The following is a 26,695-nucleotide window of genomic DNA, read 5'->3' on the forward strand; positions in this document are numbered from 1 at the left end:
TTTAAAGTTATGCAATCTCCTCTAGTCTCAATCCACCTAATCGTAAAAGACGGCGAAAAATATATTCGCCAGTGTCTTGAACACGTGCAAAAGCAGACTTATCCTAACATTGAGTTTAGGGTGTTTGACAATGCTTCCACCGACAGGACTCGCGAAATTGTAAAGGAGATAATGCCGAGCGCGGAAATCATTAGATTCCCTAAAAACTATATCCTTGGTGGTGGGTTTAATCGCAGTTTGTCTTGGAGTAGGGCGCCCTATGTGGTGGGTTTGTGCGTGGACGTGATGATGGCGCCTGACTTTATTGAAAGGGCGGTGGCGGTCGCGGAAGCGCACCCAACGGCAGGGGTGGTGCAAGCCAAGGTTTTGCGGTATGATTATGAGCATGCAAAAGTGACATCTATAATAGATACCACTGGTATGCAGATCTTCCGCTCGCGCCGTATTATCAATCGCGGGCATGGAGAGGAAGACACCGGGCAGTACAATAAGGCAGAGGAAATATTCTGCTATGAAGGCGCGGTGCCATTTTTCCGCCGCGAGGCGCTGGAAGCAATAAAGATGCCAAAATCAAAACCAGACGCAGAGTTTCCGTACGAGTATCTGGACGAGGATTTTGTTTGGTATGCTGACGAGCTTGATTTGGGATGGCGGCTTCATCATGCCGGCTGGATGAATTGGTATGACCCAACCGTGCTTGCGGCGCACGATCGCCAGACCACAAAAAAATTGAGTAAGGGGTATAGAGGTTTTATAGAACTTCGCAAAACAATTCCTGCGTTTAAACGCGTGCTTGATTGGCGCAACCAAAGATTGGCATTCTTGAAAAATGACTATCTTTCATCTGTGCTTAAGGATGTATTCTTCTGGCTTCCGCGAGAAATGATGATGTTTGGGTATTTTATCATTTTTGAAAGAACAAGTTTGTGGGCGTATATTGGTATGTTGCGCATGGCGCCCCTAATGCTGCGCAAACGACGAGCGATATTGAAGAATGATAAGACAAACGCAGGCGATATAAGAAAGTGGTTTTTGTAATAAATGAATGTCATCAACGAATAACGTACGAATATATGAATCGGCCGTAGTGGAGTATTCGTATATTCGTACGTTATTCGTTGATTATTCCATATGGATTTTCAACAAGACGAACAACCTCAACCTTTAATTCCACAGCATCAATTGGAGTATGGGTCAGAAAAAAAATATTTAAGGCTGGGCGTTGCGCTTGGCGTTTTTGTGCTTGTTGCGGCAGGCATATTCTTTTTTTGGCAAGGCGCGCGCACTCTTACCGTGATTCAAGCGGGTGACGCAAATGTGGACGCGGGCTCGCTGTATCCTGACTTCAGGGTGAAGGAAGAGCCAAACCGCATAGATGTATTATTGATGGCGATACGCGGGTCCGATGATCCAAATGGCGGTTTGCTTACAGACTCAATGATATTGATAAGCTTTGATACTGAAACAAAAAAAGCGGCAATGATTTCCATTCCTCGCGATCTTTACGTATTTATACCGCCAGCGGGCAAGATGATGAAGATTAATGCCGTGTATGAAACCGGTGAAAAAAATGAGCGTGGTGGCGGTTTGATTCTGACAAAACAAGCTGTGTCTTATATTACCGGCGTCTACGTTGATTATGCCGCGGTGGTTGATTTTGACACCTTTTCAAAGACAGTGGATGCGGTTGGCGGAGTCACCGTGAAGCGTACAACGACCCTAATAGAGGATAAACAATGGACCCAAGAAGGAAGGGAAGACGACCAGTTTTGGCATATTGAAACTAGCGGTGATGGTTCTCAGGCATGGGTATTCGAGGTTCCGATTGGCACATCCACGCTCGATAGTTTTGATGCCCTGTATTACGCGCGATCTCGATATACGACTTCTGACTTTGACAGAATGAAGCGACAGCAGGAAATAATCAATCAAGTTGCAAAAAAAATGCTTTCACTAGGAGTCCTTTCAAACCCATTTAAAGTTTCTGAGTTGATGGATATTATTGGAAAATCGGTGAAAACTGATATAAGTTCCCGACAGATATTAAACTATTTGCCTATATTACAGGAAAACGCATCGGCGGGTAATGTAGCGGAATATGTGCTTGATACTTCAACCAATAGTTTTCTTATGGATGGACGAGAAGATAATCAATATGTATTACTTCCTCGTTCGGGAAATTTTGATCAGTTAAGGGTATTTATTCAGAGTTTAATTAGCGCAAAATAAAAATTTTTGCTAGACTTATAGATGATGCAAGACGAATCCCAGCAACAATCAAGCAAAGCTCGCGCGTTTTTCGCGCGAGTTGTTCTTGTAATTATGCTTGTTGGCATAAGTTTTGGCGCTGGGCTGATTGTTGGCCAGTTAAAGCAAACTCCTTTGCCGACAAGCATACTTCCGTTTAATTCCATCAATCTTTCGGGGCAAACAGTGCCGTCATCGTTTTCGTTGATTGAAGATGTATGGAAGCGCATCCATACGCAATATGTTTACAATGACAAATTGGATGACTCCCAACTTATTTACGGAGCAATTAGGGGTATGCTCGGAGCTGTAGGCGATCCTTATAGCGTATTTTTTAATCCACAAGAATCAAAAGATTTTTTGGAAACAGTGAATGGTCAGTTTGATGGTATTGGAGCTGAAGTGGGCATGCGCGACAGTCAACTTACTATTATTGCTCCACTTAAAGATTCTCCAGCAGAACGCTCCGGACTAAAAGCGGCCGATCAAATTACAACCATTGACTCAGTAAGCACGAAAGGCATGACCCTTGAGGAAGCGGTTAGTAAAATTCGCGGTCTTCGCGGCACAAATGTTGTGCTGGGCATTGCTCGCCAAAATGGTGAACAAAAAATATTTTCAATCACCATCACTCGCGAAACAATAAAGGTCCCAAGCATGAAATGGGAAATGAAAGACGGCAATATTGCCGCAATATCTTTCTTTCAATTTAGCGAGAGGTCACCTCAGGATTTTCAAAAAATTGTAGAAGAAATTCAACGGGCAGATACGCGAGGCATTATTCTTGATTTGCGCAATAATCCGGGCGGCTACCTTTCGGCGGCAGTAGATATTGCCGGTTGGTTTTTGCCAAAAAACCAAATTGTGGTTACAGAGGATTTTGGCAGAGAGAATACTGAAGAGCACACAACCAAAGGTCCCGCAACTTTACAGAATATGCCCCTAGTCGTATTGATAAATAAAGGATCGGCATCAGCGTCAGAGATATTGGCTGGCGCGCTTCTAGATAATAGGCAAGTGCCATTGATTGGAGAAAAAAGTTTTGGGAAAGGCTCTGTACAACAGCTCGACTCGCTTTCCGGCGGATCTAGTCTAAAAATTACCGTGGCAAGATGGCTTACTCCATCAGGCCGCTCTATACAAGAGCAGGGGATTGACCCGACTATTACGGTTAAGCAAAACGAGAGTTCGAAAGAAGATGACCAGCTTAATAAGGCATTGGATACCATTATGGAATTGATAAGAAATCAAGATTAAGTCTAATGATAATTTATCTTGGATTTTAACATTTAGATAGATGTAAGCTATGAAAGTCATCTTTCTTCAACATGTACAAAACATTGCGCAAAAAGGAGACGTAAAGAATGTCTCTGAAGGATACGCGCGCAATTTTCTCTTCCCTAAAAAATTAGCTGATATTGCAACTACTGAGCGTTTGGCACTAGCAAATTCACAGAAACAACAACAGGCGATTCATCACGACGCAGAGAACTTTCGTTTTCAGGAAATCGCATCAAAATTAAAAAATGAAATTATTAAAATAAATGCCAAAGCGCACGACGACGGCGGTTTGTTTGGTTCCGTAGGCGCGCAGGAAATAAGCTCTGCTATGCGCAAACAAGGGTTTGATGTTGCGCCCAGTCACGTTCAGCTCCCAAAGCCTTTGAAGAAACTGGGAGAGTATGTCGTTGTTTTGAAGTTCAATCAAGAGATTAAGGGAGAGGTGAGGGTTAATATTGAGGCAGAAAAATAAATTCTATACATTAATTTTCAAGCACCAATTTTCTCAGCCAAAGGCTGATCCGCCTTCGGCGGAAATTTATCTCGCTTCGCGAGATCTAGCATAGCCAGACAATGAATTTACAATGACTCAATTACTAATCGTGTGTTTTCAGCCATAGGCTGATCCGCCTCAGGCGGAGAAAATTAGGGCATTGAGTTATTGCGTAAAGCAACGTGGGGCGTAAAACCCTCCGTGGAGGGCCACGCCCTCTTTACGGAGTTGCCACGCAACTCTACGTTGATTGAAAATTGTAAATTGATCATTGAAAATTCTTTCGGCATTTTTGATTTTAATTATATTATATGCCTCGTTTCATATTCGTAGTTGGAGGAGTAATGTCAGGGGTTGGTAAGGGCGTCGCGACTTCGTCAATTGGAACAATCCTGCAGGCGCGGGGTTTTCGCGTTACTGCGGTAAAAATTGATCCCTACTTAAACGTAGATGCCGGCACCATGAACCCGGTTGAGCATGGCGAGGTTTTTGTGACCAGTGACGGCATGGAATGCGACCAGGATATTGGCAACTACGAGCGATTTTTAAATAAAGATATTCCCGCCATTAATTATATGACTAGCGGAAGTGTTTATTACACGGTAATTCAGCGTGAGAGAAACTTGGGTTACGGAGGACGTTGCGTTGAAGTGGTGCCAGATATCCCGGAGGAAGTAATTGGCCGTTTGCAGCGTGTTGCCAAAGTCTCAAAGGCAGATTTTGTGTTGGTAGAAATAGGTGGCACTGTGGGCGAATATCAGAATCTTCTTTTTTTGGAAGCGGCGCGTATGATGCGTTTGCGCACTCCAAAGCAAGTAATTTTTGCTTTGGTTAGCTATTTGCCAGTACCTAAAATGGTTGGCGAGATGAAAACTAAGCCAACGCAGTATGCCGTGCGATCTCTAAACTCTGCCGGCATTCAGCCGGATCTTATCATTGCGCGTTCAGAATGCCCTATAGATGAACCGCGCAAAAAAAAGCTTTCCGTGTTTTGCAATGTCGGACCGGAAGATATTATCTCTGCGCCAGATATTCAGTCAAGCATTTACGAGATACCTGTTAATTTTGAAAATGATGGTCTTGGCAAGCGTATAGTGGTAAAGTTTGGCATGCGTGACAAAGCCGTGGAATTAAAGCAATGGAAGAGCGTTGTTTCCAAGATTCAGGCGCAAAATCCGGAGGTAAAAATCGGAGTCGTGGGAAAATACTTCGAATCAGGGAACTTTGTATTATCTGACTCTTATCTTTCGGTGCTAGAGGCAGTAAAGCATGCCGCGTGGTACCAGAATCGTATTCCTATCATCCAATGGCTTAATGCTGGCGACTACGATCCTTCGGCGAATTCGACCCTTTCGACAAGCTCAGGGCAAGGAATAAAAAAGCAATTGGCGCAACTTAGAGAATTTGATGGCATTATTGTACCCGGAGGATTTGGCAGCAGGGGGGTGGAGGGTAAGATTAATGTTATCCGTTATTGCCGCGAAAATAATATTCCATATTTTGGACTGTGCTATGGCATGCAGCTTGCAACAATTGAATTTGCGCGAAACGTTTGCGGCATGGAAGGTGCCAATACCACTGAGATTGATGGCAAGACACCTTACCCGGTGATAGATATAATGACCGAACAAAAAGCTAAGCTAGCAAAAGGGGACTACGGCGCTTCCATGCGACTTGGTGCATACGGATGCGCCCTGAAAGAAGGAACTTATGCGTATCAAGCATATGCACAGGAGGGTCGTACCCTTCGCGGAGGGTCCGACCCTCCTATCTTGTCGATGGGTAAAAAAAATGGCGAACTGCTTATTTCAGAACGCCATCGCCATAGATATGAATTAAATAATGCTTACCGAGAACAGTTTACCGCAAACGGCTTGGTTTTTTCTGGTGTGAACCCAGAGCGCGATCTTGTAGAGATTATTGAGTTGCCAAAACACAAATTTTTCATGGGTACGCAATTTCATCCAGAGCTTCAATCGCGCCCCTTGAGGCCACATCCATTGTTTGTTGCGTTCATTGGGGCGGCAGTGAATATCAACGAATAACGAATCCATTACGAATTTACGAATATCCTACTATCTATAGCTGATTCGTTTATTCGGATAGGATTCGTTATTCGTTGATTATAGTACATGCACAACCTTCGCAACACGTTGCTGTCCATTAAATCGTCGTTTTCGCACGGTAGTAAATGATATCTTGCCATTTCGCGCGGCGTAAAGCGTGTCATCCTTGCCGGAGCGTACATTGTCTCCCGCGATAAAATGCGAGCCACGCTGGCGCACGATTATATTTCCCGCTTTCACGTCTTGGCCCGCAAAGAGTTTTACTCCGAGGCGTTGTGAGTGCGAGTCTCGCCCGAGACGGGTTGTTCCTGCTGCTTTTGTTTTTGACATAGTGTTAGATTAAATCAAATAATAAATTTTAGATTAGCCGAATCATTCAACATATAAATGACTATTTTGAAATTTTATTATCTCAAAACGCAAATGTCAAAACTCAAATCTACATCGCAAATCTTAAATCTCCAGCAGTAGTTTCTTAGATTTGATTTTCAGTTTTGCGATTTGAGCTTTAAGATTTGAGATGAATATGTAAATAAATAATTATTCAGATATTATGGATAAAAAATTAATAGTTTCTCTAATAGCTTTCTCTATAGTAATTGCCTACGGGATCTTTGTGGCAGGATATGCCTCGCGATCTTTTTTGGAGATACGGAGACAGCCGATTACCGTAGAAAAAGAGTCGGAAAATACTGATAGTAATACTACCGCAAAAACCGCATCCTTGCAAGATGGCATAAGCCAGAATGCCCAAGATGCCCTGACGGCAGAAAAAGTCACCTTCTTTGCTAGCAAGAATGGCAAGGTCTACTATCTCCCCTGGTGTCTTAAACAAGGCCAAATAAGCGACAAAAATAAAGTGGAATTTGCCACGCGCAAGGAGGCGGAGGCTGCTGGGCTAAAGCCCGCGGCAAGCTGTCCGGAGATAAGTCTGTTTTAAGATAATTTGACAAATTATATGAGTTTGTTATAATATTTGAAATTAAAGAAAAGGGGTGCTTTATGAAAAAGCAAGCCTGGTTCTGTCTGGATTGTGGGCATTACGGAATAGCTAGTTTAGCAAGGAGGCAAAGTCGTGAGTCAGATTTCTCTACAAGGTCTTAATAAGGGAAATGTTTTGGCGGCGCTTTATAACGCTTCCAGGCCTCAAGGCATGGGGTTTTTGCAGTATGACCCCAAGCCAATGACCCTCGAGGAGGCGGAGTATTTGCTTCAAAGAATGACCGACTTTGATTATATCAAAGGTCGAGTCATGAAGGTAGATCTGTCCGGCGATGTGCTGGACACGTGGGGGTACGACCGCGGCAACGGTGATGGCGCTGCGGAGCAAGCTATCTCGGAGCTTCGCAGTACGGGAGACGTAAACTCGGTCGTCGCTCAAGCGACTCACCATATGAGTACATTGGAAGCGGCCGAGGATGTGAAGGCCGATCTCAATAAAGAGACCACGGTGGCGAATAGTGAAGGAATTGTGATCTTGAGCCTAGGTCTTGCGGACGTCGCCGACGTGCTTGGTCCCGCCGTGGACCGGGCGATTGAGAAGCGCCGAGCGTAATTCGGCATCAAGAGGCGCGTATGAGGAAACTCTGCGCGCCTTTTTTATTACTAACTTTCGTGTTATGGTATAAAAGAAAAACACAAAACACAAATTACAAAAGCCAAACAAATTTCAATTTACAAAGTACAAACTACTGCGAATTTGGAATTTGTATCCTGTGTTTTGTTTGGACTTTGTGCTTTGAGTTTTGTGTTTTTCTAAACCATGAAGCCACTTACAAAACAAACATATCTTCTATACTGGCAGCACGCTCGAAAGTATTCTTTCTGGCTTTTTGTGACTGTCGCGGGGGTTGTGATCGCAAGTGTTTTGGAAGTTATTATACCTCTTTACTTCAAAGAGTTCTTCGAAGCGCTCGTACGAGGCGCGCAAGGCCGCGACTTGTATGCCAACGTGCTTCTGCAAATTCTATTTATAATAATTGCTTTGCGCGTTATTTCGTGGGCTTTTTGGCGCGTTTCTACTTTTGTTATAGCGCATTTACAAAGCAGGGTGATGTCCGATCTTCTCAACACTGCTTTTGAGAACCTACAAAATCATTCATATTATTTCTTTGCTAACCGTTTCGTAGGTACGCTAGTGCGGCGCGCTGGCCGTCTTTCTGATTCTTTTGAAGGGATTGCGGATCGCGTATATTATGATTTCCTGCCGCTTATTGTAAAGATAATCGCTATTGTTTTTGTTTTATTCTTAAGTAGCAAGTTAGTTGCCTTTATCACGATAGCGTGGACTATTATGTATTTGGCTATAAATTATTTTTTTATAATTTATAGCATTAAATACGACGAAAAAAGCTCGGCAATGGATTCAATTGTATCTGGGCAGCTTGCTGATACGCTTACTAACAATACTAACGTTAAGCTTTTTACTGGCATTAAGTACGAAATAAGCCAATTTGTAAAACTTACAGAAGAGCAGTTCCGTTTGAGGCGTTTTGCTTGGTGGCTGGCGGAATCTTCCGAGGCGGTTCGCGCGGGCCTCATGGTCATTTTGGAGTTCGTTATATTCTATTTTGCTATTTCTTTGTGGCAATCCGGCCAGATTGGGGTAGGGGACTTCGTGCTCATTCAATCTTATTTAATAGATCTATTCGGCCGATTGTGGGGCTTTGCTCGCGCAATGCGCAATATGTTCCGTTATCTCGCCAATGCCGAGGAAATGGTGGAGATTATCAATACACCGCACGGAATTATTGATAAGTCTCGCGCAAAGAAATTAAAAGTTACCAACGGCGAGGTTGAGTTTCGCGACGTGACATTCGCGTACAATCAGACTAGAGATGTAATAAATCATCTAAATCTTAAGATTAAGCCGGGCGAAAAAGTCGGTGTTGTAGGGTTATCCGGTTCAGGTAAGACAACCATCGCTTCGTTAATTTTACGCCTGTTTGATATTCAAGATGGCGCGATTCTTATTGATGGTCAAAATATTGCAGATGTTACGCAGGATTCACTCCATTCAAGCATAAGTTTTGTGCCACAAGACCCAATTCTTTTTCATCGTACTCTTTGGGAGAATATTCGCTACGGGAAAAGGGACGCAAAAGATAAGGAAGTTATACAAGCGGCGCGCGACGCGTATTGCGATGAGTTTGTAGAAACTTTGCCGGAGAAATATCAAACGTATGTAGGGGAGAGAGGCATCAAGCTTTCAGGCGGACAGCGCCAGCGTATAGCCATAGCGCGCGCATTTTTAAAGAACGCCTCTGTTTTGATTTTGGATGAGGCAACCAGCAGCCTAGACTCTCATTCTGAGCAAATCATTCAGCAAGCGCTCGAACGGCTTATGCAAGGCCAGCCTTCGCAAAATGCTTCCGCCGGCACTAAAGTTCTGGCGGACGAGACGGCGGGGCAAGGCCGTACAACAATAGTGATAGCACACCGTTTATCAACGATAAGTAAAATGGATCGCATAGTTGTTCTTGATAACGGAAAAGTAGTTGAGCAGGGGACGCATGCAGAACTTATAGCTAACCCCGACAGTATTTATACTAAACTATGGAATTTACAGGTCGGTGGATTTATTTCGGCCGGAGAAACGGAAGAATAAAAAAAGGGCCTCCGGGAGGCCCTTTTTCATCGGCGATATAGAATAGAGGGGAGTATAAGAAGAAGCTTCTTTGGCCGTTATTTATATAGTCGTATAATGTACCTTATGCGACATACAATATAAAATCAACGAATAACGAATCCCTACGAATAAACGAATTAAAAATAAGAAGTAGATAGTATTCGTTATTCGTTGATACATCTATCGCGACGGTGTTGGTATCACCCTATCAACACCTTTATCAATTTGTTGGCTAACCCGTTGCTTGAGATTGTCTTTTAAATAGTTTTTGACATCATTAACGGCCTCAACAGCGCTTATTTTAGATTGTTGAAAAAGTTGTTTTATAAAATCTTCGTCCTTAATGCTATCAATCAATCCCTTTGTCTTATTAACAATACTTACAACAAAATTTTTTATGTCTGATCCGTAAGGAATTTTTTGCACTAGATTATCGGGCACCACATATGCAAATATTAGCAATAAAATTATTGTAAATATAAGGAATTTCGCCATATGTCGTATAATAATTATTAGTGTAAAATAGATTATTTCGGCAAATAATCCATTGGATTCAATGACGCGCCGATTGGCAATGTGCCAGCCAGTTTGCTGGCTTTAGTGGTGTATGTATTGGGCGCATACACCGTAAAATGCACATGGGAGCCCGTAGAATAGCCCGTAGACCCCATATATCCTATTATATCCCCTCTTTTTACGGTTTGGCCAACTTTTGCGGTCTGCACAGACATATGTCCATAAAGGGTTACGAGACCATTGTCGTGCTCTATAGTTATCCATTTTCCATATGCGTAAGGCGCGCTAGCCACTCCTATTACAACACCTTCGCGCGCAGCGCGAAGTGGCGTGCCTATAGGCCCCGCGATATCAATGCCATTATGAAAGCACGTGGGATATGCTTTGGACTTTTTAGCAAATGCCGTGCATCCGTATCCTTGTGAAAGCCTACCGCTAGCCGGCCATTCAAGAACGCCATGACCAGTAGTTGGTATAATGCTGGGATCGAGTGTTTCCCGTAATCGATCTTCTAATTCAAAAATTTGGCGCTGAACTTCATCTTGTTTACTTGTGACATCTTTGAGCAGATTCTGATATTGCGCTTCTTGATTGCGAGTCTGCTTTAGAACATCCTGCTGGTCGGCCCTTTGCGATTCAACAATTGCCTGTTGAGCAGTAAGGTCGTCCTTTGCGTTGTTAAGATCGTCTTGCCGCTGGTTAAGTTCCAATTTCGCATTTTCAAGCCCGGCTTTTTCAGATTTTAAATTTTTTAGATTTTCATAAAGATTACTATTTAAGCTATCCTGATTCTGAACCTGATCGTAGAAATTGGATAAATTTTCATATTTTAGCACAAGTTCGAGGATTGACTCGCTATCACTCGCGTATATTTCGCGCACCAAAGCGGCAGTCTGCTCTTTATTTCTTTCAATAGATCGTTCAAGAGCGTGAATCTGCAATTCGGTTTGCGTTATCTTATCAGACAACAATGTTATTGCCTGCCGATCTTTGTTTATTTGTTTTTCAAGCGATTGAATTGACCTGTTATAGTTAGCAATTAGATTTTTTAAAGTATTGGCCTGCTGTTGCGTTGTATCAATATTTTCTTTATAAGATTGCGCTTGTTCTTGCAATTCTCTTATTTGCTGTTGTTTTTCGTCAAGCTGTTTTTGAATATCGTCTGCTGTTGTGGCAGAGGCGTAGTTGGCAAAACCTGACAATACTAAAAGTAACTGCAATAATAGGCAGATTGATCGCAAAAAGTATTTTGATACATGAAACATTGGCATGAAAGGAGCTCACTATGAAACTTTTATACTTACCGATTTCAGAGGAGGCTTTTTGCATACGCTAATCGAGCAAGCGTTTTTTCTTTACCCAGAATACTAGCTACTTCAAACGGGCCAGGTGATGCTTTTTGACCAGTTAAGGCAACGCGCAAAGGCCATAATATAGTGCCTTTATCCCCCTTTGCCGAAGCATAAGGCATTAAAACGTCTTCCAGAGATTTTGCGGTCTGAAATATTTTATTATCTAACGACATGATAAAGTTTTCTAATTCAGACAGCGTTTTGGTAATAGTTATTTTGTCGGTATTTTTCCAAACAAGCAGGGATTCATCGTAAGAGGGACTATCTGTAAAGAAAAATCCTGCTCTCTCCCCTATTTCCGCGAGGCGCTTTAACCGTTCTTGCTCCAGAGCAATAATTTTTTTTAGCCATTCAAAATTAACTATCTCGCCGGTTTTAATAATTTTGAATTTCAAACCGTCATTTTGCTTGTCTCGCGAAGCATAGGCGGAGTGAGGAGATTTGCGATTTGCGATTTGCGATTCCTCGATGTATCCCGCATAAACCAAAAATGGTACACAACGCTGGGTTAATTCGCCTATCTCCATGTTACGTATGTACATGCCATTCATCCAATCCAATTTTTCGAGATTAAAAATAGCTCCGCTCTGCTGAATATTGTCGCCGTCAAATCGTTCGATAAGCTCCTTCATTGTCATTATTTCTTTATCATCATTGGCGTTCCAGCCAAGGATAGCAAGAAAGTTTATAAATGCTTCGGGCAGATATCCCATTTTTTCATATTCAAGAACAGAAACCGCGCCGTGGCGCTTGCTAAGCTTTGATCGATCTGTACCGAGTAGCAACGGCAAGTGAGCGTACTTAGGCGATTGCAATTTAAGCGCGCGTTGGATCAGAATTTGTTTCGGGGTATTTGAGATATGATCTTCGCCGCGAATAACATGCGTAATTTCCATGTCGCTGTCGTCAATTACAGCCGCAAAATTATATAACGGCAAATCAAGCGACTTTGCGAGTGAAAAATCTCCCAGCAAATCAGCATTAAATTCTATCTCTCCTCGTACATGATCATAAAATTTTACGCTGCCTCCAGGATTCTGAAAACGTATGATAGATTTTTCTTTATTAGTATCAGTAACATCGATTGCAGCAAATTTGCGATAATCACATATATGCATTGGCGGTTGCTTTTGCGCCTCTTGTTGCGCGCGTTCTTTTTCAAGCTCTGCTTGTGTATGCCAGCAATAAAAAGCATCGCCTTGTTCTAATAATTGATTTAAATACTGTTTATGAATTTTTAGGCGTTCGCTTTGACGATATGGGCCATGGAGGCCGCCAACATCGGGCCCTTCGTCCCAATCCATGCCTAGCAATTTAAGCCCCTTGAGGATATTTTCTTCATATTCTTTTTTGGAACGTTCGGTATCAGTATCCTCAATGCGTACTATAAATACTCCCCCATGGTGACGAGCAAAAAGGTAGTTAAATAATGCGGTGCGAGCCGTGCCGACGTGCAGCATTCCCGTTGGGCTTGGAGCTATGCGGACGCGAACGGTTTGGTCAGGGGTTACGAATTGTTCTTTAGTGGTATTCATAAAATATATTAGCGAATAACGAATGGCATAAGAATATACGAATACTCCACTACAGCCAATTCGTTTATTCGTAAAAAATTCGTTATTCGTTGATTAAGTCCAATATCATTCCTGCAATCTCATCCGCAGCCCTTGGCCGTGCAAACTCCGCGGCGCGTTGTGACATAAATCGCCGTTTTTGTTCATCATTAATAACAAAATTAATTGTTTCAAAAAATAAATTGGGTGTAAGGTTTTGCTCCTCAAGCACCGTACTGGCGCCAAAATCAGCATAAAGATAAGCATTTTTTTTCTGGTGATCATCCGCCGCGCTTGGCAGTGGAATAAGGATACTTGGTTTTTGTATAGCGGCAATTTCAAAAATACTTCCCGACCCCGCCCTGCTTACCACAAGCGAGCATAAAGCGTAGGCGTGCGCGAGGCCTGCTTCATCCATAAATGCATGCGGGTGGTAAGATGAGTACAATTCTAGCGGAGTCCTTGCAAGCGCAATTTCTTTCACGGCAACAAAATGCTTTTCTCCGATTTGATGTATCACTTCAAAGTTAGCAAGAAGTTTTGGCAATGATTCCAAAACAAGTTCGTTAATTTTTTGCGCGCCCTGGCTTCCTCCCTGTATTAAAATAATCGGCTTCTGCGAATCTATTTGAAAAATTTTCCTCCCCTCATCAGTAGAACCGTTCATAAGATTAGGGCGAATCGGGTTTCCTAGAACCGTGTACAACTCTGGTAGGTGCTCGCGTTTAGCCCCTCGAACAAACTCGGGGTAAACAACCGGAAATGAAAGTATAACTTTGTCAGCAAATCGTGCCAGTAAGCGATTTGCGAGCCCCATAACGCTATCTGACTCATGAATTACTATCGGTATGCGATAAAGCCAACCAACTAAGACAGGGAAAGCGCTGCCGTAACCTCCTTTTGCGAATATCACATCAGGCATGAGCCAGTATAAATACGCGAGAGATTGTATAAGAGTTATGGGCGGCTTTAATATATCTAAAATAGTTGTGAGCGAAAAATATCTGCGCAATTTGCCGGCAACAAGATTCCATACAGTAATGCCTTCTTGCGCGAATATTTCTTGTGCCATTTTTCCAGGTCCAAGGAATATAACTTCTGGCTCTGCGAATCCCTCTTCTTGCGTGCGAAAAACAAAACTGCGCGCAACAGCAATAAGCGGAAATAAGTGTCCGCCAGTGCCACCGCCGGTAAGCAGGATATGTAATTTTTCTTTTTCGTTTGACATTGCAGTAATCAGCGAATAACGAATAGTGTACGAATATACGAATACTCTACCAAATCGATTCGTTTATTCGTGTTGGATTCGTTATTCGTTGATTATATCAGTTATGCCGAGAAATCTGAAGTAGTAATCCGGAAGCCGCCAGTGTTGACACCATAGCCGAACCGCCATAACTAATAAATGGCAAAGGTATTCCCATCAAGGGCAAAACGCCTGTTATAGATCCGATGTTGATAAATGCCTGGATGCCAATCCAGGAAGTGATGCCGAGCGCTAACATGGAAGAAAATCTATCATTTGAGTCTCGCGCGATTTTTAGTCCCCGCCAAATAAAAATTAAAAAAAGTAGTATGAGTGAAATAGCGCCAACAAATCCCGTCTCTTCGCTCCACACCGCAAAGATAGAGTCTCCCATTGGTTCTGGAAGAAAATTATGAGATTGCTGGCCTTGGGCTATTCCAACCCCCCAAAGTCCTCCCGAACCTTCCGCGAGCAACGCTTGATTAAGATGATAGCTAATACCCATAGGATCGGTTTGAGGGTTAAGAAACGTAGATATTCTTTCTAGTCTGTACGGCGCAATTTGAATAAGAATAAATAATCCTATAACGCCCAGGACGCCCAGAAAAGCAAAATGCTGTATTTTTCCCCCAGCTACAATATACATAAATCCCGCGGTAAGACCAATTAAAATTAAAGTGCTAATATCGGGTTGAAGAAAGAGGAAAAAAGCCAACATGCCAACCAGGATCGTAAAGGGTACTAAACCAGTTCCAATATTTTGCACTTCATTTTTTTTTGATGCAAACCATGCGGCAAGATATATTACAAATGTAAGTTTGGTAATTTCCGAGGGTTGCATTAGAAAAGACCCAATATGAATCCATCGCTGCGCGCCACCGGCTGCGTATGCAAACCCCGGAACAAAAATAAGTATAAGCAGAAATAGCGAGGTTAGATAGAATGGAAGCGCTAAACTATGCAATATTTTGTACGGTAAAAAATAAAATATAAACCCGCCAATCAGTCCCAACCCCACTCCGTAAATCAATTGATGTTGCAAATATCCATATATGTTGCCAAAAACATACTGACTTTCGCCTCCTGACGCGGATGATAAAATAACAAGCCCGACACTAAACAGGGCTGCTATGGACATAAGCAAAATGAAATCTGGTTTTTTGAGCAGCAAATGTTTGTTCATGTGGAACAATCAGCGAATAACGAATGGCGTACGAATATACGAATACTCCACTACCGCTAATTCGTTTATTCGTAAAAAATTCGTTGATGTTATTCTCTTCTTAGTATCTCTCCCGCTCGATTCGTCGTCGTCTTTCCATCTCGCACCGCTACTTCGCCATTGACGATAACCCAATTTATACCAGATGGGTATTGATAAGGATTTTGAAAAGTCGCGTTATCTTTTATTTTCTTTGGATTAAATATCACTATGTCAGCATAAGCGCCTTTTTCAATTTTTCCGCGATTCTTTAAACCTATTTTTTGCGCAGGGCCGTATGTCGCCTTGTAGATGGCTTGTTCCCATGTCAGCAGATTGTTTTCTTGAATATATCGCGAAAAATATCTTGGAAATGCTCCAAATGATCGCGGATGAACGAGTTTCCCTGACTTGCCGTCAGAATGTAGATATCCGATACCATCGGACGATGTAAAAGAATAAGGATTCTGTACTGCTTGCATAATATTTGCCTCCGAAAGTGTGGTCGTAAATACTGATACGCGTCCTTCCGACGCCGAAAGCATATTGAGTACCGCATCTTCAATGGAGGTTTCCTGATTTTTGGCAATCTCTTTTATGGTTCGGCCAATAAACGTAGGGTCAAGGTTAGCAGATGCGATAACCATTCTATCGTACTGATGCGGATCTTGCCGCATTTCCTGCACAAGGCGTTTGCGTATCACAGAATCTTGAATACGCTCAAGCATTTTTTTCTTTCCGCCTTCAGCAACCCAATCGGGAAGAAATATATAGAGTACAGATAAAGTCGTTGTATACGGATAAAGGTCAAAATTTACAAACACTCCCTGCGACCGAGCTTCTGTTATCATATCAATTGCTTTTGAAAAATTTGACCAGAATGTTTCTCCCATCGCTTTGAAATGGGATATTTCAAGATGTACTGTGTTGCGGCTGGCTGAATCAAGCGCTTCTTCCACCGCCGGAATTAAATGTTCTCCTTCGTCGCGTAGGTGCGCGCTATAAAGGCCATCATATTTTTTTACCACATCGAGCAACGCGTCAATTTCTGACGCTGACGCAATTTTGGCATGCGAATAAGCAAAACCGGTTGAAAGACCAAACGCGCCTTCGTTCATAGCATTATCCAGCAGGAATTGCATTTGTTTTATTTCATGACTATTAGCTTCGCGAAAACTATCACCAAGAATACCGCGACGGAGCGTTGAGTGACCAACAAGAGTGCCGACATTGATACGCAGATGATGATGATCTAATTCCGCAAGATACTCACCCATCGACATCCAGTTGACATTTAACAGTGACGGATCAGCCCATTTTTGTACCATCATAATAACACCGGGGTTCGTTAACGGCGCGAGTGACGTGCCGCAATTGCCCATCAGGATGGTTGTTATACCCTGTTGAACAAGACTATTCTGGCCAGCGTTGGAAAATAACGTTAAATAGACGTCGGAATGATTAAGAATATCTACGAATCCGGGGACGACGAAATTATTTTGCGCGTTAATGACACGTTCATTGTTATGCTCGTGAAGATTTCCAATTTCATGGATAAGATTTTTCTCAATTCTAATATCAGCTTCGTATCGAGGCTGTTGCATGCCATCTATAATTATGCAATTTTTGATGAGCATAAATTTAATCTAAAATCTCAAATGGCAAATCTTAAATCTACATCGCAAATCTTAAAGCTTCAGTCGTAATTTTTAGATTTAAGTTTTAGTTTTGCGATTTGCGATTGGAGTTTTGACATTTATTTAATGGAAGCTAAGCCAAATTGCTGTCATTGAAAAAAGCGAAGCTACAGCCCATGCGTACATCACTATAGTCGCCTCGCTCCAACCTGTAATTTCAAGGTGATGATGTAACGGGGCCATTGCAAGCAATCTATGTCCGAATAATACACGCCACGCGACTTGAATGAGAACTGATACGATTTCAATAACGAATATTCCTCCTATGATTGGCAAAAGCACTACCCTGTCTAACGCAAACGCAATCGCGGTAAGCATTACCCCCATTCCAAGCGATGCCACGTCTCCCATTTGATATCGTGCGGGTTTGATATTAAATAGTAAATAGCCAAGCAGTGCGCCTATCGTTACCGCAATCAGGAAAATGAAATCTGTGTTTCTATGTTGGAGCGCTACGATAAAAAACGCGCTGTAGGATAGCAGTAATGTCCCAGCAGATAGCCCGTCAATGCCGTCGGTAATGTTTACAGCATTAGACATAAACATAACCAGGAAAATAATTAAAGGAACAATCATCCAGCCCAGATCATATGAACCATGCCATGGAATCCAGATTGACGTCCAGCTAAGCTTAAATGAAAGCCACCAGGCAATAATGCATCCTATAATGAATTGTACCAAAATTTTCTCATGAGCCTGAATGCCACTGCCGGGATGCGATCCCAGAAGATAGAAAAATCTTTTATACGCGTACCACGGCAATAACAGTACATACCATACGCGAGCTAAAATATTTTTGTGGACGCGTATAAGCGTCCAAACTTTTCCAAGCGTACGCACGGGGCGGGTTTTTGTATAAAAGATATTCAGCAGGTCGTCCAAACCACCCAAAGCAGCTGACAACAGTAGCACTCCTATTGGTACATATGTCGTCTCACGATGCCAATTAAACATCGTTGTGAGCACCGCGATAACGCTAACAATTATAATGCCTCCCATGATTGGTGTACCTATTTTTGCCTCGCGCCCGGCAATTAACGATGAAAAATCGTGTTCATCTCGTCGAGTTATGTGTAATTTTTTAAGAAGCGCGATAAGCGGAATTGAGCCTATGACGGTTAAAGCGAATGCCGTGAAAAAAAATGCAAAAATAGAATCCGGAAATGAAGTAAAAATCATACTTACAAGTACAGCGGACGATATAGACCACATGCTACCTCCTGGCCCGATATAAACCCGCGTTGCTGGTTAATTGTGCGTGATGTGTTGGGCCACTCTTCCCAATGCTGTTCAACCAAAGGCAACGATTCATTCGTGATAGTTATTTTTCCTTCTTTTATTCCCTCGCCAGTTTCTTCACGTACCGATTGAGCGTATTCCACGGAAATCAACTTATCGTTATTATCTCGTTCAGTTTTTATAACAAGTATGGCATGGTCAACTTCAGCGACAAATCTAATCAAGTCGCCGGGCTGCAATTCTTGCCAATTCTTTAATTCCCTAGCATTTTGTAGATCGGTAAGCGTTGCAACACCGATGTGCGTGAATGGGCGTAAATAAATTGCGATTTTTGCAAATAAGCCAGACTGCGGGAATTGCAAAACTTCATATACGCGCTTGCTCTTACTTTGACGCGTCCAAGCATCAAATATATGGGCGATAAAACCGGAGCATTCCACGCCGAGCCGCCTCTTTCTCATTATATCACGAACTTCATCTTCTTCCATTGAGGAAAAGTTTTTATGCTCAAGGCGCTCAATTATTTTGAGTTCGTCTTCAATCTCTTGAGGAGACCCTTTGCCGGAAAAAGCGTTCAAGCCCCAGCGCTCCTTACCACTGCGAGGATTGCGATAATAAGGGCAACGGACTGCCCTGTTGTCACCTATGTTGAGATGTTTATAGCGCTCTATAACGTCTAGAGCTGGTTGAGGGATACTTACAATTGTATTCATATGTTTACTATCAACGAATAACGAATCCTTTACGAATAAACGAATTGGCTGTAGCGGAGTATTCGTATATTCGTACGCTATTCGTTATTCGTTGATGATATATTCTTGCACCCTATATAGCTCCTCATTCACCCCTACCACTTTCATACGCGAAGTAACAATTCCTTCACCTAAGGGCAGCTGAATTTCCGAAACCAGCACTTCATTCTGTAGTTTATTGCGATACAGCACTTGCCGTACCTTACCACGCAAGACAAGCGGCGGTAAGTCCCCGTTCGACAAGCTCAGGGCAAGCTCCTTTTTCGGCTCGAATCCTGGCTCCAGCATGTCGTTAATAAACAATAGAATTAGAGGGGTTTTATTTATGGCTCGATGCAGTTTTGCTTCAAATGAAATGCTAGCTGGCTGATGCGTGTTTACTTCAATAAAGTATACTTTACCAGTGCTTTTTTCTGCCACAGCGTCAATGCCAAAAAGGCCATTGTAGCCCTTAGCATGCATCGCGGTTCCTACGTTTCTCGCCATCACGCCGATAGCTTCTATTTGACTTTGCGAAAGTTCTTCGGACACGATGCCGAAATCGTTTCCCACGGTTGATGACGGATTGTTTGTTGCTTCAGGTAGTCCGGTAAGCTGTTTGCTGATAGAGCCCGTATAGACCGTGCCATTTTTTGCTGCAAACGCATTAAGAGTGTAAGTATTTCCCGTGATGAATTGCGCGATCCTTACTTCCCTATTCGGGAATTTTTCCGCGTGCGGAGTAAGATCTTCGATTGACTGCAAAATAAACGTCCCTCCTCCGCTGTGGCCGATATTATACTGGGCAACTAACGGTAACGGCATTTTTGCAATAACTTTGGTTGCTTGCGACAATGTTGTAATAATAGTTGGCGGAAACTCAATGCTATCTTTAAGATGTTGATATTGGGTTATTTTATCTTCAAAAAGAGTTGCTAAATCCGCGCGCGGCGCCATAAGTTGCCAGCTGTTCTTTTGGCATTCTTGCTCGATAGGCTCGGAGGTTTTTAGTACAAGAATGTTTGATTGCTGTCCGGCCGACAAATCATCAATATATTTTATAACGCAGGTTAACTTCGCCACGCCATAAGTGCCAGCGCGCAGATTATCTTCCCAATTTTTGTCAACACAATCGCGTTCCAGAATAAACATTTTTGTGCCCCTTGCCTCCAAGTCATCTGTAAAAGCGCTTTTATATGGACAAATAATAGCGTAGTTAGCCAAATCATCCTCAACGCCGGTTGCGCGTTCAGGGTCAAGGGCGAGATAGAAAATTTTGTTATTCCCTATTGACATATAATTATAATATATGGTATATAAAAAAAATAATCGGGAGTATCGCAATATATTCCTTAAAGGAGGAATAAGAGTGGTTGACATCGGTGAAGTAATCTATCTTGCTATTGCGGTATTTATTGGTTGTGCGTTCGGAAACTTTGTGGAAAGCTCTTCTAGAACGGGAAGCTCTTCTAGAAGTCGTGCGTTCGAGCGCAGTCTCTTTCAATTTGTAGCATTATTTTGTTTTGTCTTGTCCATCGTACTTGTCTACCTCATCCGTGTATAATAAATCCGTCATTAGACACACCGACTGCCCAGCTTCACCAAGAGGCTGGGCTTTTTCTTTCCATTTTAGAAATCCCGCGAATGCCAAAACGCTTTGCCAACCTGGCTTAAACTCACAGCCCTCAAAGTACTTCGCGGCATTTTCCAGTTCTTGATTGAAAATAACATAGCCATTGCCACCGGTTGCGCGGACAATATTCGCAACTGTTTTTTTGCGAGGTGCTACGCGGTCTACGATTGCCGTGGCCAAACTTTCTTTTTCTTCTATAAAATCTTTGCTAAATTCTTGCGCTATCGTGTGCACCTTGCTTGTTTGTACTATATGAAGTTCCGGAACCTCACATCCAAGGACTTTATATCCATTGTATATTCCCTGCAAGGTTGCGCCTGAGCTAGTAGGTATAAAAATGCGTTTCGTATCGGGCAACTGATCGCGTAGCTCAAACGAGATTGTTTTATATCCCTCAATCCCCTCCTCATGCTTTGACGCGAGCAGATTAGGAATATTGTTCTTTTGGCTGAATTGTACGGATTCCTTGCGCGGAAGCGCGCTCTGGTATATCTGGATGTTGTCAAAAGATTGAAGGCGTGCTAGTTTTTCTTTGGCAAGCTTGGTGCTAATAAAAACATGCAGGCGGATATTTGCTAGCTTGCAATATGCCGCCGCGGAAATAGCGGAATTTCCGGACGAGGCAATAGCGAGCTCTTTTACGCCATTCATACGACAAAGCGAAATCCAATACGCGAAAGATCGATCTTTGTGCGTACCAGTGGGGTTGCGAAATTCAAGTTTTCCCCACACCGAAATATCCCCAATTGACTGCGTTTTTTGCAGACTATATACTGGGGTCATTCCCTCTCCCAAGGAGGATTTACAACCATCCGGGATGGGCGGAGAAAACAAATCATTAAAGTCCCAAAATATCATGAAAGTAAAATGCCAAGAATGTAAAAATGAAAAAGCGTTAGACGACTTTGACGCGCAAGCAGGCAACTGGTTTGAGTGCGACTATTGTGGCACTACCTACGAGATTGTCGATATTGACGAAGACGGTGAGCCGCAGCTGCAAATGATTGAGGAGGAAAAATAAGTATCTAGTCTTACCGGGGCATCTCAATATGAGGTGCCTTTTGTTTTATAATCAGGTGTTATCTGGTTTCAAAATTTTCAATGGTTATGTTTTCAGCCATAGCAAGAAATACAAAAAAATGTATTTCTACGTTTAACAAAAATTACAACAAAATGTAATTTTACGCTAAGGCTGATCCCCGCCAGAGGCGGGCAGGCGTCTCAGGCGGAGAAAATTTAGTAATTGTAAATTTATTGAAAATTGTTAAATTGAAAATTGATCATTTTTCTGTTTTATAGTTCTTATTGTCTCCTCTATCATCCCCCTAAACCCTTTTTGGCTCATGAAAACAACACAGCCAAAGATATCCCGTTTCCTCCAACCAACTACAATTTTTTTAATTTGCGAAATTACCTCCTCGTCTTCCGTTATAAATTGTACGCGCTTGTAATCTTTTTGAATTTTCCGCGCAAGCTTTTTATTAAACTCTTGTGATTCAGCCGAAGTGCCGCTCAAGCGAGGCAGTAAGACATAATCCGCCTTCGCAAAACATTTGTGGTATTCTTTTTGCTTCAGCGCCAAATCGCTTCTATTTCCCGGTTCGTATATTGCGATTATAGATTTGCAAGGAAATTGCGCGCGGATTGCTTCAAGCGCCCCCTCAACTTTTTCCGGAGAATGGGCGTTGTCGTCTATCACTACTATGTTTTTGTCCTGGTAGCGCACTTCCTGGCGGCGTTTAATGCCCTTAAAAGTTCGCAGCGCTCTCTTTATTTGTTTATCTTCTATTCCTATCTGTTTGGCTAGCGCCACGACCGAACCAATATTCTCTTTCCATGCCGCGCCCAAAAAGGGAGGGGTAAAGCCTTCGGCGCTATTTTCATCGTACCAGCAAATTTGTGCTTTTGCACCATTTAGAACCTCTTGGGCATTCTCTCCCCTTCTATTGGCAATAATCACGCCATTTTTAGGCATTTTTAGGGCAAGCTTATGGAATGTATTTATATAAGAACTCTTGGTCGGAAACATATCCATGTGGTCCCAGGTGGCACCCGTGAGAATAAGATATTTGGGGTGATAAGCCAAAAATCGCGATGTTTTCTTCCAATTTGCGATGGGATATTCATCACCCTCAAGAACCGACCACTTGCTATCCGTGCTGCGGATGCCGTCGGTGAAGTTTTTGGCAATGCCGCCTATCATAAAACTGGGATTGAATTTGGCGACTTCGAGCAGCCACGCAACGAGTGACGTTACAGAAGTTTTGCCGCACGATCCTGCCACAACAATAGAATTTTCTTTTTCTATTAGTTCTGGTAAAACTTCGCCATATGTCTTGTAGGGAATCTTATTTTTTATAGCATAGGCAAGTTCGGGATTCTTTTTGCTAATGAACGCCATAACTAGCACAAGATCGGGCCTTTGGCTAAGATGTTTTTCTTTGTAGCCAGGCATAATTGCAATGCCATTTTTCTTCAAATAGGTACTCATGGGCGGGAAAAACGCGCGATCGGAACCAGTCACTTTCCAGCCAAGTTTTTTATACAAAACAGCCAGAGGTGCCATTGTCACCCCAGAAATGCCTATAAAATGAATGTGTTTTTGAGTTTCTTTGGTCATCTTTATCGGGTAGTCTATAGAAGCACGGCTTCTATACTCGCGCTTATCATATAATTTTCGCTAATACTTTCTCCGCGTAATCTTTATCGCGTACCACATCCCCTACAGGCAGACCAGTTTCATTCTCCGCTTCTTGTGTCGCGCGTCGCGTGTCTTCTTCAGACATGCCGGATGTATTCAAAGCCACCGCTGCAACTTTTGTGTCGCGGTATGTCGGTAAAATACTAGATTCGTAGTGCTTAATCGCTTCTTTCAGCGAAGGAAGAGCCACAAGCTTGGAGCCAATGGAGTGTTTTCGCGCGGGCCTGTGGACTAACACCATATGCGTTGGCACCGCGCCGTGAATTAGGGAGATGCAGGTATTCGAGAATGCGGGATGAAATAAACTCCCCTGCCCTTCCACAAAAAAAATATCGTAATCATTTTGTTTTTCAATCAGCATTTTCTCCACCGCGCCAGCCATAAAATCCGCTGGCAGGGCGTCTATGGAAATCCCCCAGCCCTCAATCATAATGCTCGTTTGTCCCGTAGGGATTACGCAGGCACGCATGCCCCGCTTTTGCGCAGCTCGCGCGAGTTCATAGCTTGTTGTCATCTTTCCAATAGCGGCATCGGTACCTACCGTTAAAACTATAGGTTTTGTAATGTGATAAGATTGCGAGGAACACACGGGAATACTTTGCAAATCAACATCAGAGCGCACGTCCCAAATTATTGAGCCACTGGTTTTAGCGGCCTCGCTAAACTGCGCATTATTTTTTAGCGGATAATGCATTCCCGAAACTACATGCATGCCTTGTTGCAAAGCCGTTAGAATATCATTTTCCCACTCGCGTGGCAACCCTCCGCCCTCTGGGGCGGCGCCTAGTAAAAGAACAGATGCTTTGGTAATATCACGCGCTTCAGCGAGCGACGAAAAAATTGGCGTATCGACATTTTTTGAATCATCGAGATATCCGCCAAGCACATCATATACTCTTATGTGGGGTATCCGATACCCCACATAAGATGTGGAGTCCACGATGCCCGCTATCGGATATTCCGCGTATCGCAAAATCCCATCCGCGGTTTTTGCCCGCATGGGGAATTTTTTGCGTGCATTAAGGCCAAAAACCCCCTCGGCGTAGATGAGAGATACGTGCTCTGCTAGGTTAATCGGCGCATTTATTGGGCTAGCCATAAGAAGTTATAATAGCACACAATCTAAATATATTCTAGCATAAGAAAATGAAAAAGCCCGTGCGAACACGAGCTTTGTTTGTTTGTAGAACTTATACTTTATGCCATTGCCGGGTGCCTGGCTGGCATAAATAAATTGCCTATACTTTTCACCGCTTCCTTTAAGCGGCTTTTCCCCCCGCTATTAGAGCATACTGCAACATAAAAATGTAATAGGAAACATATGCTCGAAATAGCTTGTAGAGACGCTGGCATCATAATAATATATGAAATTAGAAAAATACTTCTAAACAGAATTGTTAATGGCGCATAATACATGCTCATTTCCATCGGAGCAATATCGCTTGCGGACTTCATCTTAATTTTTTCAAGCATTGCGTAGAATAGCCCGTATAACGAAAGGGCTACTACGGTATCGAAGCCGAATAATATACTAGCTGGCATCGATTGATCAGCCAGTACAAAAAAGACTACCCTGATTAAACGAAAAAATATTGCTATGAGCAATAATATTTTTGCCAATGCGATGTTGGTTTCGCCCGTCCATTCTGACCAAAAATCAACCGCGCGCCTCACGACACGCAGTATAAAATTGTCAAAAGAACTTATGACATCCATTATAACGCTCCCCACAGACACCTCCTTCGGTAGTATTCAATACCCCAGCAGCCATTTTTCGTATTTTATAGATTACATGATAATAACATCTTTGTCAATATTAAACACAATGCACTAACGCATTGTGTTTAATATATTAACTACTAGCTGGCTCATTGCCAATAATAGGCATCCTTAACCCACGTGATAAGGTTAGTCATCGCTTGAATGCGATTGGTGGAACCCAACACAACAGTGACGACAGATTTGTCGTTTGTAATCTTTGTCACAATAGTCATGCACTCTCCTGCCTCGTCGGTATAGCCGGTTTTGCCCGCTACAACGCCAGAAATTGCCCCGAGAAGCGAATTTGTGCTAACCCAACGATGAGAAATTCCATCTTTGCTTTTAGTTTCGTATATTGGCAATGCGAGAATGCCGCGAAGGGTTTCGTTCTTGTATGCTTCAAAAATAAGCGTTGCCACATCAGACGCGCTCGCCACATTATTTTGCGATAACCCACTTGAATCTTCAAAAAAAGCGGAAGCTAGTCCAAGTTCGTGCGCTTTTTGATTCATAGTGCCTAAAAATGTAATTCCCTCTCCTGAATTATTTCTATCATATTGTTCTTGCAGTGCCACCGCGGCATCGTTGCTTGATTCCAAAAGCAACGCGTACAAAAGCTGGTTTACAGAAAAAATTTCATTTACTACTAGATCCCCTTCTGTTCCCGTTGTATTTATTGCATTTTGGCTTATGACCACTTTTTCATCGAGTGCCATAGAATCAACAACGACGAGAGCATTCATTAATTTTGAAATGCTGGCGATTGGCCGCGCGGTGAGGGAATCTTTCTCGTACAAGATTTTGTTATCAGGAAGCTCTACCGCAAGCACGGACAAGCCATCTATATCCATAAGAGGCACTTGCCAATTGCGAATTGGGAAAAGATCGGGCGATCGCACTCCGTGCAAGAACAGAGAATTAGACGACATCATTACTGATGAAACTGGTAGATTCGCGGGCGCGGAATTGTATTTAGATAGAAAGTCTTTCCAGTCTTGAATTAGTGGTGTTTGCGGTGATGGCTCTTTATCTACTGAAGTTGGTTGAGTTTCGGTGGGGGTGTCATCTGCATTATCTTCTTTTATCGTTTCATCTTGGCTTGCAGATTGAGCTTCCTTCAATCCTTGTCCTTGCTGAATTTCAGGACTTTCAGCAGGTTGCGTTGGCGTATCGCTTACCGCTTCATTAACTGAAGCTTCAAAAGAAGAAATTGCCGGTGGCTGACCTTGCCTCGCCGTAGCCTCGTGCGAAGGAGGGTTCTGTACATTTCCAGCAAAAATACCCGCCAGCGCAAACACTGGTAGAAAAATTGCAAATCCAACTGAAATAAGAATATGTCTTGTGTCCATT

24 protein-coding genes are annotated in these 26,695 nt (G+C 42.8%); 9 read left to right on the top strand and 15 right to left on the bottom strand.

Annotated elements, in window-relative coordinates:
• Positions 1 to 9 precede the first annotated feature (9 nt).
• The 5 genes from HYV65_00145 to HYV65_00165 all read left to right on the top strand — a co-directional run bounded on the left by HYV65_00145 (position 10) and on the right by HYV65_00165 (position 6,066).
• Positions 10 to 1,038, top strand: coding sequence for a glycosyltransferase (locus tag HYV65_00145; GenBank protein ID MBI2462647.1), 1,029 nt, complete (start codon positions 10 to 12; stop codon positions 1,036 to 1,038).
• Between the two features lie 93 nt (positions 1,039 to 1,131).
• Positions 1,132 to 2,229, top strand: a complete 1,098-nt coding sequence (locus tag HYV65_00150) for an LCP family protein (protein MBI2462648.1) — start codon at positions 1,132 to 1,134, stop codon at positions 2,227 to 2,229.
• A gap of 21 nt (positions 2,230 to 2,250) precedes the next feature.
• Positions 2,251 to 3,504: a S41 family peptidase gene (locus tag HYV65_00155; GenBank protein ID MBI2462649.1), complete on the top strand. Its 1,254-nt coding sequence runs from the start codon at positions 2,251 to 2,253 to the stop codon at positions 3,502 to 3,504.
• Between the two features lie 49 nt (positions 3,505 to 3,553).
• Entirely contained in the window at positions 3,554 to 4,000 is a 447-nt protein-coding gene (gene rplI / locus HYV65_00160; protein ID MBI2462650.1) for a 50S ribosomal protein L9, read from the top strand.
• A gap of 332 nt (positions 4,001 to 4,332) precedes the next feature.
• Entirely contained in the window at positions 4,333 to 6,066 is a 1,734-nt protein-coding gene (locus HYV65_00165) for a CTP synthase (protein MBI2462651.1), read from the top strand.
• A gap of 78 nt (positions 6,067 to 6,144) precedes the next feature.
• Here HYV65_00165 and rpmA read toward each other — a convergent pair whose 3' ends face one another.
• Positions 6,145 to 6,417 (bottom strand): 50S ribosomal protein L27, encoded by a 273-nt coding sequence (rpmA, locus tag HYV65_00170; protein MBI2462652.1) that lies wholly within the window; start codon positions 6,415 to 6,417, stop codon positions 6,145 to 6,147.
• A 223-nt stretch (positions 6,418 to 6,640) separates the two neighbouring features.
• On the opposite strand from rpmA, the gene HYV65_00175 reads away from it, so the two are divergent.
• The 3 genes from HYV65_00175 to HYV65_00185 all read left to right on the top strand — a co-directional run bounded on the left by HYV65_00175 (position 6,641) and on the right by HYV65_00185 (position 9,694).
• On the top strand, positions 6,641 to 7,027 hold the full coding sequence (locus tag HYV65_00175) for a hypothetical protein (protein ID MBI2462653.1): 387 nt from the start codon (positions 6,641 to 6,643) through the stop codon (positions 7,025 to 7,027).
• Between the two features lie 135 nt (positions 7,028 to 7,162).
• Positions 7,163 to 7,642, top strand: a complete 480-nt coding sequence (locus HYV65_00180; GenBank protein ID MBI2462654.1) for a hypothetical protein — start codon at positions 7,163 to 7,165, stop codon at positions 7,640 to 7,642.
• A gap of 207 nt (positions 7,643 to 7,849) precedes the next feature.
• The gene (locus HYV65_00185) at positions 7,850 to 9,694 is read left to right on the top strand and encodes an ABC transporter ATP-binding protein (protein ID MBI2462655.1); all 1,845 of its coding nucleotides are present in this window, start codon (positions 7,850 to 7,852) and stop codon (positions 9,692 to 9,694) included.
• 201 nt (positions 9,695 to 9,895) lie between these two features.
• Here HYV65_00185 and HYV65_00190 read toward each other — a convergent pair whose 3' ends face one another.
• The 10 genes from HYV65_00190 to HYV65_00235 form a co-directional block, all read right to left on the bottom strand.
• Complete coding sequence (locus HYV65_00190; protein MBI2462656.1) at positions 9,896 to 10,210, bottom strand: hypothetical protein; 315 nt, start codon at positions 10,208 to 10,210, stop codon at positions 9,896 to 9,898.
• Positions 10,211 to 10,242: 32 nt separating this feature from the next.
• Positions 10,243 to 11,472, bottom strand: a complete 1,230-nt coding sequence (locus HYV65_00195) for a peptidoglycan DD-metalloendopeptidase family protein (GenBank protein MBI2462657.1) — start codon at positions 11,470 to 11,472, stop codon at positions 10,243 to 10,245.
• 68 nt (positions 11,473 to 11,540) lie between these two features.
• Positions 11,541 to 13,118, bottom strand: coding sequence for a glutamate--tRNA ligase (locus tag HYV65_00200; protein MBI2462658.1), 1,578 nt, complete (start codon positions 13,116 to 13,118; stop codon positions 11,541 to 11,543).
• An 82-nt stretch (positions 13,119 to 13,200) separates the two neighbouring features.
• On the bottom strand, positions 13,201 to 14,364 hold the full coding sequence (locus HYV65_00205; GenBank protein ID MBI2462659.1) for a UDP-N-acetylglucosamine--N-acetylmuramyl-(pentapeptide) pyrophosphoryl-undecaprenol N-acetylglucosamine transferase: 1,164 nt from the start codon (positions 14,362 to 14,364) through the stop codon (positions 13,201 to 13,203).
• Positions 14,365 to 14,461: 97 nt separating this feature from the next.
• On the bottom strand, positions 14,462 to 15,520 hold the full coding sequence (gene ftsW, locus HYV65_00210; GenBank protein ID MBI2462660.1) for a putative lipid II flippase FtsW: 1,059 nt from the start codon (positions 15,518 to 15,520) through the stop codon (positions 14,462 to 14,464).
• Between the two features lie 134 nt (positions 15,521 to 15,654).
• The gene (locus HYV65_00215; GenBank protein MBI2462661.1) at positions 15,655 to 17,220 is read right to left on the bottom strand and encodes an amidohydrolase family protein; all 1,566 of its coding nucleotides are present in this window, start codon (positions 17,218 to 17,220) and stop codon (positions 15,655 to 15,657) included.
• A 123-nt stretch (positions 17,221 to 17,343) separates the two neighbouring features.
• A complete protein-coding gene (locus tag HYV65_00220) occupies positions 17,344 to 18,492 on the bottom strand; it encodes a hypothetical protein (GenBank protein ID MBI2462662.1) in 1,149 nt (382 codons plus the stop codon).
• On the bottom strand, positions 18,462 to 19,232 hold the full coding sequence (locus HYV65_00225) for a hypothetical protein (GenBank protein MBI2462663.1): 771 nt from the start codon (positions 19,230 to 19,232) through the stop codon (positions 18,462 to 18,464). The genes HYV65_00220 and HYV65_00225 overlap by 31 nt, the downstream gene beginning before the upstream one ends.
• An 84-nt stretch (positions 19,233 to 19,316) precedes the next feature.
• The gene (locus HYV65_00230; GenBank protein ID MBI2462664.1) at positions 19,317 to 20,546 is read right to left on the bottom strand and encodes a hypothetical protein; all 1,230 of its coding nucleotides are present in this window, start codon (positions 20,544 to 20,546) and stop codon (positions 19,317 to 19,319) included.
• A 217-nt stretch (positions 20,547 to 20,763) separates the two neighbouring features.
• Positions 20,764 to 21,666 (bottom strand): pyridoxal-phosphate dependent enzyme, encoded by a 903-nt coding sequence (locus HYV65_00235; protein MBI2462665.1) that lies wholly within the window; start codon positions 21,664 to 21,666, stop codon positions 20,764 to 20,766.
• A 73-nt stretch (positions 21,667 to 21,739) separates the two neighbouring features.
• Here HYV65_00235 and HYV65_00240 point away from each other — a divergent pair, with 73 nt between their 5' ends.
• Positions 21,740 to 21,904, top strand: coding sequence for a hypothetical protein (locus tag HYV65_00240; GenBank protein MBI2462666.1), 165 nt, complete (start codon positions 21,740 to 21,742; stop codon positions 21,902 to 21,904).
• A gap of 243 nt (positions 21,905 to 22,147) precedes the next feature.
• On the opposite strand, the gene HYV65_00245 is transcribed toward HYV65_00240, so the two are convergent.
• From HYV65_00245 to HYV65_00260, 4 genes are all read right to left on the bottom strand, one after another.
• Entirely contained in the window at positions 22,148 to 23,503 is a 1,356-nt protein-coding gene (locus HYV65_00245; protein MBI2462667.1) for a hypothetical protein, read from the bottom strand.
• Positions 23,504 to 23,549: 46 nt separating this feature from the next.
• Positions 23,550 to 24,683: a DUF1611 domain-containing protein gene (locus tag HYV65_00250; protein ID MBI2462668.1), complete on the bottom strand. Its 1,134-nt coding sequence runs from the start codon at positions 24,681 to 24,683 to the stop codon at positions 23,550 to 23,552.
• Between the two features lie 98 nt (positions 24,684 to 24,781).
• A complete protein-coding gene (locus HYV65_00255) occupies positions 24,782 to 25,300 on the bottom strand; it encodes a hypothetical protein (protein MBI2462669.1) in 519 nt (172 codons plus the stop codon).
• A 152-nt stretch (positions 25,301 to 25,452) separates the two neighbouring features.
• Positions 25,453 to 26,694 carry a D-alanyl-D-alanine carboxypeptidase gene (locus HYV65_00260; GenBank protein MBI2462670.1) on the bottom strand — a complete coding sequence of 414 codons (1,242 nt, stop codon included), beginning with the start codon at positions 26,692 to 26,694 and terminating at the stop codon, positions 25,453 to 25,455.
• Between the last annotated feature and the right edge of the window lies 1 nt (position 26,695).

The organism is Candidatus Spechtbacteria bacterium, from assembly GCA_016188605.1.
In the GTDB taxonomy this organism is placed as follows: domain Bacteria; phylum Patescibacteriota; class Minisyncoccia; order Spechtbacterales; family JACPHP01; genus JACPHP01.